The sequence below is a fragment of the Klebsiella michiganensis genome, assembly GCF_015139575.1.
Taxonomy (GTDB): domain Bacteria; phylum Pseudomonadota; class Gammaproteobacteria; order Enterobacterales; family Enterobacteriaceae; genus Klebsiella; species Klebsiella michiganensis.
Genome location: NZ_AP022547.1, coordinates 2129577 through 2148041 on the forward strand (window position 1 = coordinate 2129577; position 18465 = coordinate 2148041).

The window sequence follows — 18465 nt, forward strand, 5'->3', positions numbered from 1 at the left end:
CGCCATGACCTCTTCTTCATCTTCTTCAGAAAACACGCGTAAATTGCGTCTTGGTCTGTTTGTGCAGCCGCTCGGGCATCACGTCAGTGGCTGGCGCTTAACTGAAAACCTCGGTTCGCCGACCGATATCGACTGGCTGACGTGGATCGCCAGAAAAGCCGAAGAGGGTAAATTCGATATGTTCTTCATCGGCGATGCCCTGGCGACCAGCGTCTACCGTTTACCGTCCACCATGGCGCGGCTTGAACCGCTGACCTTGCTGTCGGCGCTGGCGGTACAAACCCGCCATATCGGGCTGGCCGCCACGGCTTCAACGACATTCAGCGATCCGTTTAATCTGGCACGCAGCTTTTCTTCTCTCGATCACATCAGCCACGGCCGGGCGGCGTGGAACGTGGTGACGTCGTTTTCAACGGACGTGGCGCGTAATTTCAGCCGTGACGATATGCCCGCGCATGCCGAACGTTACGCCGTGGCGCATGAGTTTCTCGAGGTGACGTTCAAACTGTGGGAAGGCTGGCAGGAAGGGGCGGTACAGCCGGACAATGCCAGCGGTCAGTATTTCGTCAATGAGAAAATCAATCCGGTGAACCATCAGGGCAAGTATTTTCAGGTACAGGGGCCGCTGAATATTACCCGTTCGCCGCAGGGGCGTCCGGTAATTATCGAAGCGGGTTCTTCCGCTGACGGCCAGAAACTGGCAGCGGCCACCGCCGAAGTCGTGTTTACCGCTGCCGCAACGCTGGAAGAAGCGCAAACATTTTACCGTGCGCAGAAACAGCAGGTGAAAGAGGCCGGACGTAATCCGGAGCATATGCTGATTTTGCCGGGTGTAATGCCCATTGTCGGCCGCACGCGGGAAGAGGCGCGCGAAACCTGGCACGAACTGAATTCGCTGGTGGATATTGATAACGGCATCCGCCAGCTGTCCACTCGCTTTAATATGGATCTGAGCGTGTTTCCGCTCGACGGGCCGGTGCCGGATGTGCCTGCCGGTGAAGGTAATCAGAGCCGTGTGAAACTGCTGACCGATCTGGCATATCGCGAAAATCTGACCTTACGTGAACTGGCCGCAATTGCTGCCGGTTCGCGTGGGCATCGCGTGCTGGTCGGTACGGCGGAAGATATCGCCGATGATTTCCAGCACTGGCTGGAAGAAGGCGGAGCAGACGGTTTCAACATCATGCCTGCAGTGATGCCGGAACAGCTTTCGCTGTTTGTTGAGCTGGTGATCCCCGAATTACGTCGCCGTGGGTTGTTCCGTGAAGAATACGAATTCAGCACGCTGCGTGAAAACCTCGGTCTGCCTGAGCCTGACTTTAACCCTCAGACTTAACTTTAGCGTTGGAAAATTACGATGACGATTTCTTTGTCAGACCGCGTTCAGCGCGTGTCACTTTCCGCCAATGCGGCGGCGAAACAGCGCACCAATGAACTGAAAAGAGCCGGGGTGGATATTTTGGATCTCACCACTGGCGAACCGGATTTTGATACACCCGATCACATCAAACAGGCAGCATACGAGGCGATTGCGCGTGGCGAAACAAAATACACGCCGACGCCGGGGATTCCGGCGTTGCGTGAGGCGGTGCAGCAGAAATTACAGCGGGAAAACCGGCTGGAATTCGCTGTTGCAGACATCATTATTGCCAACGGTGCCAAGCAGGTCATTTTCAATGCCTTTGCCGCCACGCTTAATGATGGCGATGAAGTGATTGTACCGGTGCCGTACTGGCCGACATTTCCGGACAGCGTGCGGTTTAACGGCGGCACGCCGGTGTTTATCGAATGCCATCTGGAGCAGGGTTACAAACTGACGCCGGAACAACTGGCTGCCAGCACTACATCGCGTACCCGCTGGCTGGTACTCAATCATCCGGGAAACCCGAGCGGTGCGGTATATTCTACCGCTGAATTACAGGCGCTGGCCGCCGTCCTGCGCGGGCATCCGCAGGTGCTGGTCATGCTCGATGACTTATATGAGCAGATTCTGTTTGATGGCTGTGAACATCAGAATCTGCTCAACGTGGCCGATGATTTTCAGGCGCGTAGCCTGCTGGTGGGCGGCGTATCCAAAACTTATGCGATGACCGGCTGGCGGATTGGTTTCGGTGCCGGGCCGAAGGCGCTTATTACCGCCATGACCGTGGTGCAGTCGCAAATCAGTTCCGGTGCCAGTTCGGTGAGTCAGGCGGCTGCGCTTGCAGCCTTTAACGGCGGGCTGGATTTTATTGCACCACAGGTTGCGGCATATCAACAACGGCGCGATGTGATAACCGACATTCTGGCGAATATTGACGGGCTGGAGTTGCGGGTGCCGCAGGGCGGTTTCTTTGTCTTTTGCCGCTGCGCCGGATTAATCGGACGTTACCGGCCTGACGGGGCAAAAATCGAAAACGAAGCTGACGTGCTGGATTATCTGCTGGAAAGCGGCGTGTCCGGCGTTGGCGGCAGCGCATACGGCTTGTCGCCCTATTTCCGCTTATCGATTGCCACCGATAACGCTACAGTAGCTGAAGCCGGGCGGCGTATTGCATCGGCTTGCGCGAAGCTCAGCACCGCTCAGTAAATTCAACGTAATTATTGAACCGCCTGGATTGACTAAAAGGTACAGGCCACGAGAGTCGGAAACTTAGAAAGATTTAGCGGATGATTTTAAGCTGCGGATTTTAGTGTCGTTCAGTGGCATAGGGTGGTCACTCCATAATCAAACTGAAATGACCCCAAATCAGACTACCAATCTTGCCCGATGCGGAGGGGAAAATGAAAATGCATCAGGAAGACTTTTCACGCTAACCTGTTGAATCTAAATCGTATAAAGATTCGTGAAGATGCATGAAAACAAGAATTTGGCTCCTCTGACTGGACTCGAACCAGTGACATACGGATTAACAGTCCGCCGTTCTACCGACTGAACTACAGAGGAATCGTGTGAACGGGGCGAATACTACTGGTCTCGGATTTTTGTGTCAACCCTAAATTTAACTTGCTGATTCAAATGGCTAAATTTAGTGCAGGTCGTTGTTTTAGTGTACTGCCGGGCTATCGCCGCCATCCGGTGGGGTATTCTCACGTAATCTCTCCAGCGGATCCTGGCGATAGAACAGGCAAAAACGCTGCCAAAGCGCGGGAAAACGCGGGGCGAACAGCTCTGGCGCGCTAAAGAAGTATTCAGAGAGCACGGCGAAACATTCGCCAGGATCGGTGGCCGCGTAGGCGTCAATACTGGCGGCGCTTTCACCGACCAGATCGATCTCATCCTGAATATTGTTCATGGCAGCATGGAGATCGTGTTCCCAGCCTGCCACCTCGCGCAGGGGGATAAACGGCACACCGCTCGCGCGATCGCCATTGCGGGTATCCAGCTTATGCGCCACTTCATGAATAATCAGATTGAAACCGGAAGCGTCAAAGGAGTCCTGAATGTCCAGCCAGTTTAGAACAATGGGCCCTTGCTGCCAGCTTTGCCCTGATTGCACGATTCGCTGGCTATGCACCAGGCCGATATCATCTTCCCATTCGTCGTCGACAACGAAGGGGGCTGGGTAGATAAGCACTTCGTGAAAACCATCTAACCACTCGATGCCCAGTTCGAGAACCGGCAGGCAAAACAGGAGCGCGATACGTGCGCTCTGTAGGGGAGTGAGCTCCAGCCCCTGTAATGCAACCAGACGCTTCTGTTGCAAAAAGCGGGATGCCATTTGCGCCAGCTGCTGCTGCTCATGGTCGGAGAGGTTGGCTAATACAGGGATGGCAAGCGCCTTTTCCCAGGGGATTTCCGCGTTGCCGGACTCTTCATCTACTTTCCAGGGCCATTTAAACATCATATTGCTCGCAAAGTCGTCACTTGAACTGAATTAAAGAGACAGGAACTATTAAAATGCCAAAGAACCTGGCATTATAGCAACCTCAACAGCGGAGAGATGCCGGAGCGGCTGAACGGACCGGTCTCGAAAACCGGAGTAGGGGCAACTCTACCGGGGGTTCAAATCCCCCTCTCTCCGCCACTATTCAACAAAATCAACCAGTCGCAAAGCGCTTTTGATTTTGCCCTGCATGAATCCCTGCATAGAAATTTCTTTCTATCGCTCTGTTTTCTCGCCTCTAACGCTGTCTTTTTTACCATGTTGCCTCTTGCTGGGCATCCACTTTTATCCTCTTTAGTTCACAAGCTCACACTCTTTACAATAGCTTAGCCCGTCTTGTATCACAGATAACAAAGCAGTTAACTGCCCTTGCTACACTCGGATTCTGTAAGGATATCCTCAAGAGAAGGGATGATGGATGAAAAAAAGCGAACTCAGAAAAGCACTGGAAGCATGGTTGACTGTCGAGCGCTGTGAGGTGATAGAGAGACTTATGACCCAGGCCCGAGCTGCCGGGATAAAAACTATCCCGCGCGGATCTGGCGCGGGATCATATACCGGTATGCGTGGTGGCGAAAAGTTTCAGTAGTTGGAGGTTGAACTCCTCATCGCATCGCCCGTTTTTATAATGATGCAATCAGTGGCGCATTGCTCCTTTGCCGTCAGAATAACATTATCGGGAAGCCTGAAATGCATTGACTTGCTAATTAAGATTTGCTCCGCCATCCCCTTGATAGCCCAGGGAGCCGCAAGGGAAATATTGCCAAACTCGTCATAACGTTGTGTTTTAGTAAAGGCGTTATAGGCAGGATCTTGGATGTCAAAAAGAACGTCCCCTGTAAATGTTTTCCCCACCTTGTAGGAAAGCGCGCTGGCTAATGCGTTTAACTCCGATTTTTGTGGGATAATGAAACCATTAAAGATATTGTATGATGCAGCGATCATCGCGAATACCGTCAATATGGGTAGCGCTTTTTTTGCTATGTTGAGTTTGCTTGTCAAGGCATCTAACCCAATAATAATAAGAGCGCATGTGAAGAATTCCAGTGCTATCAGTGACCTATATGCAGCCCAGTTTTCCTTGACTAATAAGTTTGGAGAGTAGGCGCCAATCCCCATGATAATAAACATAAGAACCTTAATCGGGCCTGATTTGCCTTTTATTATTGAAAGTAAACCTATTGCGCAAATTATTAATGAGAGCGTTGTGAAAAAGGTGCCTGGAGTTATATTAAAGTTGTTGATAGCGTTAATCAACGGTTCTTTTATAAACCATCGTAATTTCTCAAGTGGATTATTAGTTAACTCGGCACGTGCAATTGAACTGCCATATAACCATACAGGTACAAATTTTGAAAATAGCAGGCTGCCAAGCATGCCGATAAATAAAACTGCGCCACTGATTAAAACAATGTTGATGGAAAAGGGTTTGTCTTTTTTCAGACAGTTATCAAGCATGACGAAAAATAAAAATGCCATCGCCGTTGGTTGATATATGGCAAATGCAAACCATAAAATAATGACGGATGCTGCAAATCTTATAATTGTCGTTTTCTTATTGATCGGTTTTAATGTCGCATAACTTATTCCGGCAAGGAGTATGGAGAGTACAAAAGGGAAACATGTCGCCCAGGAATTATAAACCTGTACTGCGGGCGTCAGGCATATTAATAAAGGGAATACGATCGTTGTTATTTTACGCTCGAATATGTTTCTTTTTTCTATAAATGAAAAAAGGAAAAAGCAAAGCATAAATACCGATATTACGGTAAAAAATCTAAGATAGGCAAGGTCATCGATATTGTGAACTAGCGTAAAGGCAAGTCGTCTGGCAACGGCATACAAGGGTCTGCCGGATTGCATATCCCATTGAAACGGAGAGCCTTTCCCTGAAAAAACATCGGAAAGTGTCGACCAGTCATCTGAAAATGCGTAACTAAATATAATCGTTGGGCTATAAACTAAGAAAATTGCCGCGAGGTAAAGCATTGCAATAATTTTTTTAGAGTAAGACGTCATCCGTTCGTCCTCAGTGTTCATTGCTCGCCTCTCATTTCGTGTTTTGCTACCTCTTCGATAAAATATTTGGGCCGATTTTTGGATTCCATATATATTTTCCCAACGTATTCGCCAATTATCCCCAAAGAAAGCATCTGGACACCGCCAAGGAAGAAAATCGCAATCATTACCGATGTCCAACCCGCAACGGTATTTCCCAGGAGCTTCTCAATGAAGGCATAGATTGCAGCTAGTGAAGATAGAAGGCATGTGGCAACCCCAGCGGCAGCGATCATACGTAATGGGGTAATTGTCAGAGACGTTATTCCTTCTAACGCCAGTGCTACCATCTTTTTTAAGGGGTATTTTGATTCGCCTGCAACCCTTTCATCTCTGCTATAATAAACGCTGCTGGACTTATAACCCAACAGCGGAATTAGCCCCCTTAAATATAAATTTTGTTCTTTAAAATCTTTTAATGCTGTCAACGCTGTACGGCTAAGAAGCCGGAAGTCCGCATGGTTAGGAACCTGATTGACACCCAGCCCTGACATCAGAGAATAGAATTTATTGGCTGTTGCCCTTTTGAATACTGAGTCACTACTCCTGTTGTCGCGTACGCCATAAACAATCTCAAACCCTTCATTATATTTGTCTATCATTTCCTCAATGCAACCTATATCATCCTGTAAGTCTGCATCAATACTTACGGTAACGTCCGTATCCGCGTTTGCTAACCCCGCCAGCAGGGCGATCTGATGGCCCCGGTTCCTTGATAATTTCAGACCGCGGACGAATGACTTTTCCTGTGATGTGGATTTAATTTGTTCCCAGGTGTTGTCTTTACTGCCATCATCGACAAAGAGGATATAACTATTTCGAGCGATTTTTTCTTTTTCGAGGAGGTTTTGTAATACCGTGGTAAGCCCCTCCAGGCAGTATGGAAAGGCCTCTTTTTCATTATAACAAGGAACAACGATTGCTAACGAAGGTATTTTGCTCCTCGTGTGGTTTATATTAATTTCTTTCATTTCATTGACCAGTATTTGTTTAGAATAAAACCAGCTGTTGTGTAAATCACCATGCCTACAACTTGCGCTGTATAAATAGCATTAGGTATGACGATGAAAAAAACTTTCATTGCTATTAAATTTAAAATGTAACAAAAAGCGCATGTGGACAGGAATTTGATAAATCTCAGGGGGCTTAATGTCGTTGAGAAAGTGAACTTCGCATTCATAACAAAACTGAAAATAATGCCAACGACATAACCTGTTGCATTTGAAAGGTAGACTCCCACGCCGACATGCATCAGGCCAAATATAACAACTGCCGTAATGGCTGTATTTGCCAGGCCAACGATAATGTACCTGACCGCTTCTCTGGATATATTTTTTTTCAAGGTGTAATTAATCATTTATTGATTTATATCAATTTTGCAAAGGGGCGGTTAAGAGACTGAATGCACGGTCGATATAAGCAATGAGCCCCTGGAATATAAGTATTTGACGCCAACTCGTGGTCGGTGTCAACCTGGGTTTTTATTACCGTGGACATATTCCTCGTCGGGTATTGTTTTACGTTTCTCTGGCCGAGCTTGTATGGATATGATAATGCCGAATGGCGGCGATATAAAAGCCGGAAAGCAATCGGAGGCGTGAGCTCTGGTGCGGTCATATCAGGCAGAGCTGCGGTATTAACTTGTCTACTGTTACGGTATTTATGCGCGGACGTTGCTGCGCTCAAGAAGAAAAAACAGTTTAAATCTCCCGGATAGGGCTGAGGGCGGGGAGTGAAAATATTGTGAGTTTTTTGTTTTTTATTGTTAATTATATCATTTGCATGATGACGTAATTTTCTTCCAACGTCTCCCGTCACAAAGGATATCACGCCTCGAAGGGGCTATAATTATCATCTTCATGATTTACTGCGGAGCAATCGTTGATAGATCGCAACGCCTCATCTTTCTGCCGTGTAGCGATATTCGCGATGCAGGACGAGGAGTCGTTGGTAAAAACGAAAAAACCCGCACGAGGCGGGCTTTAGATTAACCAGGCAGTCTTAGAACTGGTAGGTGATACCCACGGCGAACTGATCGTCGGTGGCTGCGCCACTAACCGCCGCGTCTTCATCATCGATCAGATTGAATTTGTATGCGGTGTAAACGTTGAAGTTTTTGTTGAAATAGTACCAGGCACCCAATTCAACGTAGTTCATGATATCCGCATTAGTGTCTTCTTTGGCGCCCAGGTCTTTACCTTTCGCGTAGACATAGCCCAGGGATGGACGCAGGCCAAAATCAAACTGATACTGAACAACGGCTTCGATGTTCTGGGTGTGATTGGCAAAGCTGCCAAAAGTCGTTTTCTCCAGCGGAGTCATGTTACGGGATTCACCGTACATGACTGATGCATACAGACTATTTGCATCGTATTTAGCCGCCAGGTTCCAGACTTCAGCTTTTTCGCCTCTGCGGTCCGCAGCTTGTTCATCAGTACGGTCAGAGTTGCTGTAGGCGCCAACGAAACCGAAGCCGTCAAAGTTGTAGTTAACGGAGAAACCAAAACCGTCGCCGTTTGATTTTTTCGCGGTGGTATCGTTGTTTTTACCCTGATACTGCAGAGCAAAGTTCAGGCCATCCACCATGCCGAAGAAGTCGGTGTTACGGTAGGTTGCTACGCCGTTGGTACGGCCGGTCATGAAGTTATCGGTGTAAACCAGACCGTCACCACCCCACTCAACTAGCATATCAGTGTAACCCGCCGCGTCATAAACCACGCCGTAGTTACGACCATAATCGAATGAACCGTAGTCGCTGAATTTCAGACCGGCGAATGCTAAACGAGTAGCGCTGCCCTGTTGACCTTCCGGTTTGTCCGCTTTGATGTTGTATTCAAACTGGCCATAGCCGGTCAGTTCATTGCTAATCTGGGTCTCGCCCTTGACGCCGAAACGCGCATAGGAGGTATCGTCAGAGTTGTTGTTGCCGCCATCATGGGTCATGATGTGTTCGCCAACCATTTTGCCGTAGAAATCCAGTTTGTTGCCGTTCTTATTATAGATCTCTGCTGCATTAGCCGCGCCAGCAACTAATAAAGCTGGAACCAGAATTGCCAGTACTTTTCTTTTCATTATATATTCCCTTTTGATTATAATTAATATGAATTGTGTCATTCCTTCCGGGGTGACTATTAAATACTAACGACGAAGTTCATTTTTCTTTAAATTAAAAATGTAACTAAATTATATCTAATATTACAAAATGTTTCTGTTCTATTCATTATATTTAAATTGTATTGGTGTTTGAAAATTTATTTATTGTGTTTATGTCTTTTAATAACATTGGTTTATGATTGGTTTTGTATGATTTTTGTTGTCCATAAGCTTCATGTGCTCTATGAATTGCGGGGTTGTATTTATATGTTATATGTTTATTTCTCAATCTCTTATTGCCGCCACTTTTCTGTAAAGATAAAGCGAAGGGCGAGCAAGCAAATATGATATTTGAGGCAGGGAAGGTGGGGGTGAATATGGTCTCAGAAATTCAGTTATATTCATTAATTTGTATTATTTAAAAACGAAATGAATTCATTGACTATATGTAGCAGGCGATAGGGTCGTGCTCCCGACCAGTGCGCAAAATCGAACCCGTGAGAGAGGGATCTGCTGTTTTGCAGGCGTTTTCGCTATATAATGTGACCGATATCACATTTTTACCGGTGGGTGATAGGGGTTGTGAAGTAGATGGAGAACAAATGAATGGAAGATAAAGCGAAAAGAAGTCCTGGCGGGAAACTGGCGCTGTGGGCATTTTACGCCTTTTGCGGCTATTTCCTGTGGGCGATGGCGCGTTACTGGTGGGTTGTGGGGAAGATTGAAAGCGTGCCCGGCGCCACGATTGACGGCGAGCTCGGCTCAACGGCAGGAAAATGGATTGGCGCGCTGCTGGGTTTTCTTGTGTTGGGTATTGTCGGGACCCTTCTCGGGGCGATCGCCTGGTACACGCGTCCTAATCCGCAGATGTATGAACATCACGATTAAAATTGCTATGCTCGTTGCTGGCCTTATATCAAAGGAACGCGCATGGATCTTTATCACTGGCAGCAACGATTTGAAGCCTGGCTAAGCCAACATCACGGGCAAGAGGATGCTGCTCACGATATTTCACACTTCCGCCGGGTATGGGCTACCGCGCAGCAGTTGGCCGAAGAGACCGCTGCCGACCGTCTGGTGATCCTCACTGCCTGCTACTTTCATGACATTGTCAGCCTGGCGAAAAACCATCCTGAGCGAAGCCGTTCTTCCGCGATGGCGGCGGAAAAAACGCTGGCTATCCTTCAGTCCGCTTTTCCTGATTTCCCCCCGGAACGCTACGCGGCGGTTTTACACGCGATTGAAGCCCACAGTTTTAGCGCGGCAATTGCTCCGCAAAGCGAAGAAGCGAAAATCGTCCAGGATGCCGATCGCCTTGAGGCGCTGGGGGCGATAGGGCTGGCGCGCGTATTTGCGGTGTCCGGCGCGCTGAACAATAGCTTGTTTGATGCCCGCGATCCCTTTGCTGACCGGCGGGAATTGGATGACAAAACGTATGCGCTGGATCACTTCCAGTGCAAGCTGCTGCGTTTACCGAAAACGATGCAGACAGAAAAGGGCAGGGCAATGGCGGTGCACAATGCGCGTTTTCTGGTGCAGTTTATGGCCAAGCTGAGCGCAGAGCTTCGCGGAGAGCCGATGGCGCTTGATGCTGAGGTTTTGCAGCGCTTTGATCCACTAGCATAAAACTGACCGCGCTATTTATGGTAACCTCTGCAAAAATAGTCGGGCTGGTTGAGGTTATGGCGCAAAATTTATCCAAGGAAAATCCCCCGTCTTTGAAGGTTGAACATACCGGAGAAGACGCGCAGGCGCTATTGCGTCAGCTAATGGCGATATACGATGTCAAAACGCTGGTCGCGCAGTTAATTGCCGTCGGCGAGCAGCACTGGAGCCCGGCTATCCTCAAGCGCGTTGCGACGGTAGCGCGCGCGGCAGGTCGTATCACCCGCCAGGAGCAGGCCCACCTGCGCACGCTCCTGCCGCAGCCGCCGGCGCATCATCCGCATTATGGGTTCCGCTTCGTCGATCTGTTTGCTGGTATCGGCGGTATTCGCCACGGTTTTGAAGCGATTGGCGGGCAATGCGTGTTTACCAGCGAATGGAATAAACATGCGGTGCGCACCTATAAAGCCAACTGGTACTGCGATCCTGAGCAGCATCGTTTCAATGAAGATATCCGCGATGTGACTTTGAGCCATCTCCCTGAGGTGAGCGAGGAAGAAGCCGCGCAGCATATACGCCAGACTATCCCGCAGCATGACGTTTTACTGGCCGGCTTCCCCTGCCAGCCGTTTTCTCTCGCCGGCGTGTCGAAGAAGAATGCCCTTGGTCGCGCTCACGGCTTTGCCTGCGAAACGCAGGGGACGCTGTTTTTTGACGTGGTCAGGATTATCGCCGCCCGTCAGCCGCCGATTTTTGTTCTGGAGAACGTCAAAAACCTGAAGAGTCACGATCGGGGGCGGACGTTTCGTATCATTATGCAGACGCTGGATGAGCTGGGGTACGAGGTTGCCGACGCGGCGCATACCGGGGCGGATGACCCTAAAGTCATCGACGGGCGCTATTTTTTACCCCAGCACAGGGAGCGTATTGTGCTGGTGGGTTTCCGGCGCGATCTCCAGCTGCATGAGGGATTTACCCTGCGCGATATCGCCGCTCTCTATCCCACTCGCCGGCCGACCTTTGGCGAGCTGCTGGAGCCCGCGGTTGACGACAAATTTATTCTCACCAGGGTGCTGTGGAAGTATCTCTATCGCTACGCGCGTAAGCACCAGGAGCGGGGGAACGGTTTTGGCTACGGGCTCGTCGACCCAACGAATCCGCACAGCGTGGCGCGAACGCTCTCTGCGCGCTATTACAAAGATGGCGCGGAAATCCTCATTGACCGGGGCTGGGATCGGCCTCTGGGCGAAAAGCATTTTGATGACCCTGAAAACCAGCTTCGTCGTCCGCGCAGGCTGACGCCCCGCGAGTGCGCGAGGCTTATGGGTTTTGAGACGCCGCAGGGATATCGCTTCCGTATTCCGGTCTCGGATACCCAGGCCTATCGCCAGTTTGGCAATTCCGTCGTCGTGCCGGTATTTGCGGCGGTGGCGAAGCTGCTGGCGCCGCGTATTGAACAAGCGGTTGCCAGGCGTGAGCAAGAGATTAACCATGGCCGACGTTCACGATAAAGCCACCCGCAGTAAAAACATGCGCGCGATAGGCACCCGCGATACGGCAATAGAGAAACGGCTGGCTGGGCTACTGGCGGGCGCCGGATTCTCTTTTACCGTACAGGATGCCGCGCTGCCCGGCCGCCCGGATTTTGTCGTGGCGGACTATCAGTGCGTTATCTTTACCCACGGCTGCTTCTGGCATCATCATGATTGCTATCTGTTCAAGGTTCCCGCCACAAGAACCGCGTTCTGGCTGGATAAAATAGCCAAAAACGTGGCGCGCGATCGCCGGGATATCGGGCGACTGGCGGAGCAGGGATGGCGGGTGCTGGTGGTCTGGGAGTGCGCGCTGCGCGGGCGAAAGAAGCTCAATGACGACGCGCTGGGAGAACGGCTGGAAGAGTGGATCTGCGGCGGCGGTCAGTGCGCGCAGATCGATACTCAGGGCATAGGTGTGCTGGACGTTACTTCTCCGCCTTACAGGATGTAATTTCACGACGCGCCGGGAGCAGGTATTTGCCGAGCGTCACCAGAATGACCGCGAAGATGATAATCCCGAGCGCCAGCCACTCTATGGCAGATAAGCTTTCTCCGGCAAAGCCGGTTCCCAGCAGTACGGCGACCACCGGGTTTACGTAGGCATAGCTGGTCGCTACCGCCGGTGTTACGTTACGAATCAAGTACATATATGCGTTAATGGCGATAAGCGAACCGAAGATAGCCAGATAGGCGACGGCAAAAATACCGGACCACGACGGCATCTGGGTTAGTTTTTCTCCGGTTAGCGCGGAGGCAATCATCAGCACGACGCCTGCCGCCAGCATCTCAATGGCGCCCGCCATCATCCCCGTTGGTAGCTCGATTCGCGAGCCGTAGACGGAACCAAACGCCCAGCTCATTGAACCGATAAGTATCAGTAGCGCGCCCCAGGGATTACCGTTCAGGTTGCCGCCGCTGTTGAGCAGTACGATCCCCGCGAGGCCAATAGCGATACCCAACCACTCAAGCTTACGGGTCGCAATACCAAAAAAGCGGCTAAAACACAGGGTGAACAGCGGCACCGTCGCGACCATGACCGCCGCAATGCCTGAAGGCACGTGCTGATGTTCGGCGAGCGTCACAAAGCCATTACCTACCGCCAGCAGCAGCACACCAATCAGCGCCGCGTTAAGCAGCGGCTTTCGCGCAGGCAGCTTATGACCGGTTGCCAGCAGCCAGGCAGTTAGCACCGCGCCCGCGGAAAGAAAACGCACGCCAGCCATCATCAGCGGAGGCCAGCTGGCGACGCCGACGGCGATAGCGAAATAGGTGGAACCCCAGATGATATACAGCGCAAACAGCGCCCCGATGAGCGGTAACAGCTGACGGGTAGACATACTTCCTCACGACGGTGCAGAGATAGAAAGGGGACGTATAGTAAACGTGAAAACTATCGTGCTGGCGAGTGCTTTAATTCGCCTGCTATGGTTAAATTTTTGTTGACTATGGACACCGGTGGGCGAAAAAGCGCTTTTGCTTCATACTTCAGGAGGAACAATCATAAATGAAGGAATGCAATTTTGGCGGGAAGTAGTCTATTAACCTTATTGGATGATATTGCCACGTTACTCGATGATATTTCGGTCATGGGGAAACTGGCAGCAAAAAAAACGGCAGGCGTATTGGGAGACGATCTCTCGCTTAATGCTCAACAGGTCACCGGCGTGCGGGCCAACCGCGAACTGCCGGTAGTTTGGGGCGTAGCCAAAGGCTCATTGATCAATAAAGTCATCCTGGTGCCGCTGGCGTTGTTGATCAGCGCTTTTATTCCGTGGGCGATTACGCCGCTGCTGATGCTGGGGGGCGCGTTTCTGTGTTTTGAAGGCGTCGAGAAGGTGCTGCACAGCCTGCAGGCGCACAAACACAAGGAGGATCCGCAGGTTCGCCAGCGGCGGCTTGAGGCCCTGGCGAACCAGGACCCTATGGCTTTTGAACGGGATAAAGTGAAAGGGGCGATACGCACCGATTTTATTTTGTCGGCTGAAATTGTCGCCATCACGCTTGGGATTGTGGCGGAAGCGCCGTTATTGAATCAGATCCTGATTTTATCCGGCATCGCGCTTCTGGTGACGGTGGGGGTCTACGGTCTGGTGGGGATCATCGTCAAGCTGGATGATATGGGCTACTGGCTGGTGGAGAAAACCAGCTCGCTGGCGCAGTGGACAGGCAAGGCGTTGTTGGCGATCGCGCCCCGTCTGATGAAAGTGTTGTCCATTGTTGGCACTCTGGCGATGTTCCTGGTGGGCGGCGGTATTGTGGTCCACGGTATTGCGCCGCTGCACCACGCTATTGAAAATCTGGCCCATGGGCAGAACGGGGTCATTGCCTCGCTGCTGCCAACGGGTGCTAACCTGGTGCTGGGATTCATCATTGGCGCCATCGTGCTGGCTGGAGTGAAAGCGATTGCCGCTCTGCGTCGTCCGGCAAAGTAAATGTGCTCCTGGTCATGCAAAGTGGTTCAGCTTCGTCTATGTTAAATCTGTTTCTTCCTGATACCGGAGGCAAAAATGGTCTTGTTGGTCAGTGATGAAGTCAGGCGTAAAAGCGGTGGCCCCCGAATGGTCGTTACCGGGTTCGCCAACGGCATGGTTGAATGTCGCTGGTATGACGGTTACGGCGTTAAGCGCGAGGCGTTTCGTGAAGATGAACTTATTCGCGGAGGGGGAGGGAAGCTGAACCGCTCCTGACCCGTTATCAGCGCCCGGCATTCGTCGGGCGCTTTCATATTAATGGTTGTTTTACGAACAGGGAGCGTGGATGACGTTTGCTTCTTTAACCGTGCTGCGAGAAAACGATGGATAAGCTGATGTGGGTGAAAAAATTGCGCCAGATTTTAAGCCCCGGATATGTGGTTAACCTCTGTTTTTTTATCGTCTTCTGCTTTTCCACGTTGTTGATATGGCGTGAGATCAAGGTCCTGGAAGAAGCCTACGTCGCAAATCAGCGCAATAATCTTGAAAACGTTTCCCATGAGTTCGACAGCCTGCTGCAGTTTAACATCGACAGAATGATTTTTTTTCGTAACGGGATGCAATCGGCGCTGGGAACGCCGCTGGATTTTGTCGTATTGCGCAAGGCGGAAGAGGATTATTTAAAAAAGCGGCATGATCCCCTCTGGTCCGTTGAGATTCATAACCGGCGGACGCTGCCGGTCTATGGCGTTGCCGATGCATTTGTCGACGGCGACGCGCTTCTCTCTCGCGATAATTCCTTTTCCGGCAATGAGCTCATGGCCACTCTTGAGCTGGGCTATATGCTGCGTCTGGCTAATAACAACCGTGGTTTTGCGAAACGTATGCTGTACGTGTCGCGCAATGGCTTTTTTACCACCACCGAGCCGCTGAAGAATGCGACACAGGCGCTGGCGCTGTATTCGCGGGCGACAAGCGCCCCCTGGTTTACCCGGCAAACGCAGAGGAATAATCCTGCTCGCGGCATCGTGTGGCAAACCTTTCCCGATGAGGCGTCGCAGCGCGAAATGCAGGTGGTGACGGCGTCTATTCCGCTTGATTTCCAGCGCTATTGGCTCGGCGTACTGGCAATGGATTTCTCGGTACAAGAGATGAAAACGTTTCTGGTCAATGCGATTAAAACGGGCGAAGAGGGCGAGTACCAGCTTTACGATAATCAGCTCAATTTGATTGCCTCTTCCGCGCCGGGCAACGTACTAACGCTGCTGTCGCCGCGGGAACAGGAGATGCTGAGCCGCGCGTCTTCTCATGAGAATCAGGGAGGGATTCGCCTGGTCACGCGTTATATCAGCTGGGAAAACTTACGCAATTTTGATGGGGTACTGATCCGTATCCATACGATCCGGGAAGGCGTCCGCGGTGACTTTGGCAGCATCACCATTGCTTTAATGCTGATGTGGCTCATGTTCACGCTGATGTTGATGATCTCCTGGCTGGTGATCCGCCGAATGGTGCGCAATATGAGCGTGCTGCAGACCTCCCTGGAGTGGCAGGCCTGGCACGATGCGTTAACCCGCCTATTAAACCGCGGCGCGCTGTTTGAACGCGCCACTGCAGAAACTCGCCTGAGCGAGCGTTTAAAGCGGCCCGTTGCGGTGATTCAGCTCGATCTGGATTATTTCAAAAGCGTTAACGACCTGTACGGCCATCACGCGGGCGATCGCGTGCTGTCGCTGGTGGCGAGTACTATCGCCAGCCATATTCGGCAAGGCGATCTTGCGGGGAGAGTTGGCGGGGAGGAGTTTTGTATTGTGCTGCCGAATACCGCGTTAAAAGAAGCGAAGGCGATTGCTGAACGGATCCGTATCCGGATCAATAGCCGCGAAATTTTGCTGGGTAACAGCACGTCTTTGCGTATTACCGCTTCGTTTGGGGTGAGCTGTAGCGAGGATTCGGGTGAGTATAACTTTGAAAATTTGCAGTCTGTTGCCGATCATCGCCTGTATCTGGCCAAGCAAAACGGACGCGATCGGGTCTGCGCCGAAGGGTAAAATTAATTCCCCATGTAAATAAATTGAATTGAAATCATCCACTACGGTTATTTTAGTGAGATTATTCTTAAAAAACGTTTGGCGGCGATCGGACGTTCGTGGAAGAACAAATGTCTGCAGTCCTTGCCTGGCGAGCGTTGCCAGCGTGAGGGGGAAGGTAAGCCACATTTTTCAATAATTTGCTTCATGAATGTTTGTTGTCATGCAAAATAATTGAGGGTAATGTTTGTAGCGCATCGGATATCCTGGTGTAACGAATTTTCAAGTGCTTCTTGCATTAGCAAGCTTCATCCCGACTCCTGCGAGTCGGGATTTTTTTCGCTCAGAATTCAGCGGTTGGCTTCCGTGATGCTGAAATCATGGATATCGAGCTCAAAGGCCTCAGCCAGCTCGCGCCAGGTGTGGTAACCCCGGCCATCAATACTGACGTGGTGGGGATCGTCTTGCGTACGCTGAACTTCACTTTCGCTGATTTCATTAATCGCCGCCAGCAGGGCGTCAACGTCTACGCTTCCTGCGCCTTGATTTTCTTTGGCGGTTTTCATTGCGGGTACCTCGCTTAACTCAGACAGGGCTATTTAAGTATAGTCGGTCTACAAAAACAGCAGTTACCGGGCAGGACACTGCGCGATCGGCAGTTTTGTTCTACACTGGCTCAAAAATAGAGGAGATGAGTTATGCAGGTAAACGATCGTGTCACGGTGAAGACCGATGGTGGCCCACGTCGATCGGGTGTTGTACTGGCGATAGAGTCGTTTAGCGAAGGCGTAATGTACCTGGTTTCGCTGGAAGATTACCCGCTCGGGATCTGGTTTTTTAATGAGAACGGTCATCCCGACGGTATTTTCGTTGAGCGGGACGAGTGATTTGCCTCAAGTGAACTGGCGGCAGCGGCCGCCAGCGTCTTTCAACGCAGGTTGACGTGAATTCCGGAGGTGATGTTTTCAGCCAGTCGTACGATATGATAAATCACCTGTTTGTTGTGGGTATGAATTTTCTTTTTAATATTGCCCTTATGCGATGAGACGGTTTTGGCCTTAATGTTCATCTGCGCTGATATGTGCGAGGTTCCGTGCCCGGCCATCCACATCTGCAGCATATTTGATTCGGTCTGGCTTAAGGACAGCGTGGGGATATTAATCCGGGTGGGACGATAGTTCTCATATTTCAGGCGGATGGCAAGGATGTCGTCCAGGTCTTTTTCGGTCAGTGATTTAGAGCAGATAAGTAAGTTTTTGCGCACCAGCAGGTAGTGATCGAAATGTATATTCGCCAGCGACATAAAGATAACAAATAGCGTCGCAGGATACTGGCTAATGATTTGCCGGATAAGCTGGTTGCTCTCTTCATGATGAATAAAACAGTCTTCGTTGATAAATACCACCGTCGGGCGGCTAGTCTCGCAGAGAGCCTTCAGGCTCTGCGCACTGTGTACTTCAGTGATATCGCGCTTCCTTACCCCTCTGCCCGTCAGGTACCCGGTTAATCCCAGCCGGGTGAAGCTGCACAAATCCATGATAATCGTTGACATGACCCATCCTCAATCAACACGTAACGATAATTTATTCCTCGCTGACAAGCGCGATGAAGTCCATTTTGTTAGCAATAAAAAACGACTGCTGCCGTGGAACCATTAGGCAGCCTGAACTATTCCGTAATAAGCCCCATAATTTGCCAGGAATATTCTCAAAGTAAAGGCTACAAATCGCTATGTGGAGGAAATAAAAACAATAAATACCCGTCATATATAAGTTTGCCATTTTAGCGGCTTTTTAAAATAGGATTATCCTTATATTGAATGGTTAAAATAACACCTGCTGATTTATGGGTTTTATTCGATGGGTTA

Annotated in this window: 18 protein-coding genes and 2 tRNA genes; 11 read left to right on the forward strand and 9 right to left on the reverse strand. The window is 50.4% G+C overall.

Features of this window, described 5'->3' with window-relative positions:
• The first annotated feature begins 4 nt into the window (after positions 1 to 4).
• Both JLG71_RS10050 and JLG71_RS10055 read left to right on the forward strand, forming a co-directional pair.
• Positions 5 to 1336, forward strand: coding sequence for an LLM class flavin-dependent oxidoreductase (locus JLG71_RS10050; RefSeq protein ID WP_025106093.1), 1332 nt, complete (start codon positions 5 to 7; stop codon positions 1334 to 1336).
• A gap of 21 nt (positions 1337 to 1357) precedes the next feature.
• Complete coding sequence (locus tag JLG71_RS10055) at positions 1358 to 2569, forward strand: aminotransferase class I/II-fold pyridoxal phosphate-dependent enzyme (RefSeq protein ID WP_025106094.1); 1212 nt, start codon at positions 1358 to 1360, stop codon at positions 2567 to 2569.
• 281 nt (positions 2570 to 2850) lie between these two features.
• Here the strand turns inward: JLG71_RS10055 and JLG71_RS10060 are convergent.
• Together JLG71_RS10060 and mtfA are read right to left on the reverse strand one after the other, a co-directional pair.
• Positions 2851 to 2926, reverse strand: a tRNA-Asn gene (locus tag JLG71_RS10060).
• 100 nt (positions 2927 to 3026) lie between these two features.
• Positions 3027 to 3827, reverse strand: coding sequence for a DgsA anti-repressor MtfA (mtfA, locus tag JLG71_RS10065; protein WP_162557678.1), 801 nt, complete (start codon positions 3825 to 3827; stop codon positions 3027 to 3029).
• 90 nt (positions 3828 to 3917) lie between these two features.
• On the opposite strand from mtfA, the gene JLG71_RS10070 reads away from it, so the two are divergent.
• A tRNA-Ser gene (locus tag JLG71_RS10070) sits at positions 3918 to 4007 on the forward strand.
• A gap of 441 nt (positions 4008 to 4448) precedes the next feature.
• Here JLG71_RS10070 and JLG71_RS10075 read toward each other — a convergent pair.
• From JLG71_RS10075 to JLG71_RS10090, 4 genes are all read right to left on the reverse strand, one after another.
• On the reverse strand, positions 4449 to 5906 hold the full coding sequence (locus JLG71_RS10075; RefSeq protein WP_186006764.1) for a glucosyltransferase domain-containing protein: 1458 nt from the start codon (positions 5904 to 5906) through the stop codon (positions 4449 to 4451).
• A complete protein-coding gene (locus tag JLG71_RS10080; protein ID WP_047723436.1) occupies positions 5903 to 6895 on the reverse strand; it encodes a glycosyltransferase family 2 protein in 993 nt (330 codons plus the stop codon). The genes JLG71_RS10075 and JLG71_RS10080 overlap by 4 nt, the downstream gene beginning before the upstream one ends.
• Positions 6892 to 7281, reverse strand: a complete 390-nt coding sequence (locus JLG71_RS10085) for a GtrA family protein (RefSeq protein ID WP_049082128.1) — start codon at positions 7279 to 7281, stop codon at positions 6892 to 6894. The genes JLG71_RS10080 and JLG71_RS10085 overlap by 4 nt, the downstream gene beginning before the upstream one ends.
• A gap of 644 nt (positions 7282 to 7925) precedes the next feature.
• On the reverse strand, positions 7926 to 8996 hold the full coding sequence (locus JLG71_RS10090) for a porin (protein ID WP_025106098.1): 1071 nt from the start codon (positions 8994 to 8996) through the stop codon (positions 7926 to 7928).
• 627 nt (positions 8997 to 9623) lie between these two features.
• On the opposite strand from JLG71_RS10090, the gene drpB reads away from it, so the two are divergent.
• The 4 genes from drpB to JLG71_RS10110 are packed head-to-tail and all read left to right on the forward strand — an operon-like array spanning position 9624 to position 12608.
• Positions 9624 to 9905 (forward strand): cell division protein DrpB, encoded by a 282-nt coding sequence (gene drpB, locus JLG71_RS10095; protein ID WP_004852229.1) that lies wholly within the window; start codon positions 9624 to 9626, stop codon positions 9903 to 9905.
• Positions 9906 to 9947: 42 nt separating this feature from the next.
• The gene (locus tag JLG71_RS10100; RefSeq protein ID WP_014229888.1) at positions 9948 to 10643 is read left to right on the forward strand and encodes a phosphohydrolase; all 696 of its coding nucleotides are present in this window, start codon (positions 9948 to 9950) and stop codon (positions 10641 to 10643) included.
• Positions 10644 to 10699: 56 nt separating this feature from the next.
• Entirely contained in the window at positions 10700 to 12133 is a 1434-nt protein-coding gene (locus JLG71_RS10105) for a DNA cytosine methyltransferase (RefSeq protein WP_057173081.1), read from the forward strand.
• Positions 12114 to 12608, forward strand: a complete 495-nt coding sequence (locus tag JLG71_RS10110; protein WP_047723441.1) for a very short patch repair endonuclease — start codon at positions 12114 to 12116, stop codon at positions 12606 to 12608. The genes JLG71_RS10105 and JLG71_RS10110 overlap by 20 nt, the downstream gene beginning before the upstream one ends.
• On the opposite strand, the gene yedA is transcribed toward JLG71_RS10110, so the two are convergent.
• Positions 12583 to 13494 carry a drug/metabolite exporter YedA gene (gene yedA, locus JLG71_RS10115; protein WP_200914186.1) on the reverse strand — a complete coding sequence of 304 codons (912 nt, stop codon included), beginning with the start codon at positions 13492 to 13494 and terminating at the stop codon, positions 12583 to 12585. The two genes, JLG71_RS10110 and yedA, sit on opposite strands and share 26 nt — an antisense overlap.
• Positions 13495 to 13677: 183 nt before the next feature.
• Between yedA and JLG71_RS10120 the strand changes: the two genes are divergently transcribed.
• The 3 genes from JLG71_RS10120 to dgcQ all read left to right on the forward strand — a co-directional run bounded on the left by JLG71_RS10120 (position 13678) and on the right by dgcQ (position 16619).
• Complete coding sequence (locus JLG71_RS10120; protein ID WP_200914187.1) at positions 13678 to 14589, forward strand: DUF808 domain-containing protein; 912 nt, start codon at positions 13678 to 13680, stop codon at positions 14587 to 14589.
• A gap of 75 nt (positions 14590 to 14664) precedes the next feature.
• Positions 14665 to 14844, forward strand: coding sequence for a YodC family protein (locus JLG71_RS10125; protein ID WP_025106102.1), 180 nt, complete (start codon positions 14665 to 14667; stop codon positions 14842 to 14844).
• Positions 14845 to 14951: 107 nt separating this feature from the next.
• Positions 14952 to 16619 (forward strand): cellulose biosynthesis regulator diguanylate cyclase DgcQ, encoded by a 1668-nt coding sequence (gene dgcQ, locus JLG71_RS10130; protein WP_014838854.1) that lies wholly within the window; start codon positions 14952 to 14954, stop codon positions 16617 to 16619.
• Positions 16620 to 16948: 329 nt separating this feature from the next.
• Here the strand turns inward: dgcQ and yodD are convergent, their stop codons facing one another.
• Entirely contained in the window at positions 16949 to 17164 is a 216-nt protein-coding gene (gene yodD / locus JLG71_RS10135; RefSeq protein ID WP_014229881.1) for a YodD family peroxide/acid resistance protein, read from the reverse strand.
• A 132-nt stretch (positions 17165 to 17296) separates the two neighbouring features.
• Between yodD and dsrB the strand changes: the two genes are divergently transcribed.
• Entirely contained in the window at positions 17297 to 17485 is a 189-nt protein-coding gene (gene dsrB, locus JLG71_RS10140; protein ID WP_004136599.1) for a protein DsrB, read from the forward strand.
• Between the two features lie 41 nt (positions 17486 to 17526).
• Here dsrB and rcsA read toward each other — a convergent pair whose 3' ends face one another.
• Entirely contained in the window at positions 17527 to 18150 is a 624-nt protein-coding gene (rcsA, locus tag JLG71_RS10145) for a transcriptional regulator RcsA (protein ID WP_014229880.1), read from the reverse strand.
• Positions 18151 to 18465 lie beyond the last annotated feature (315 nt).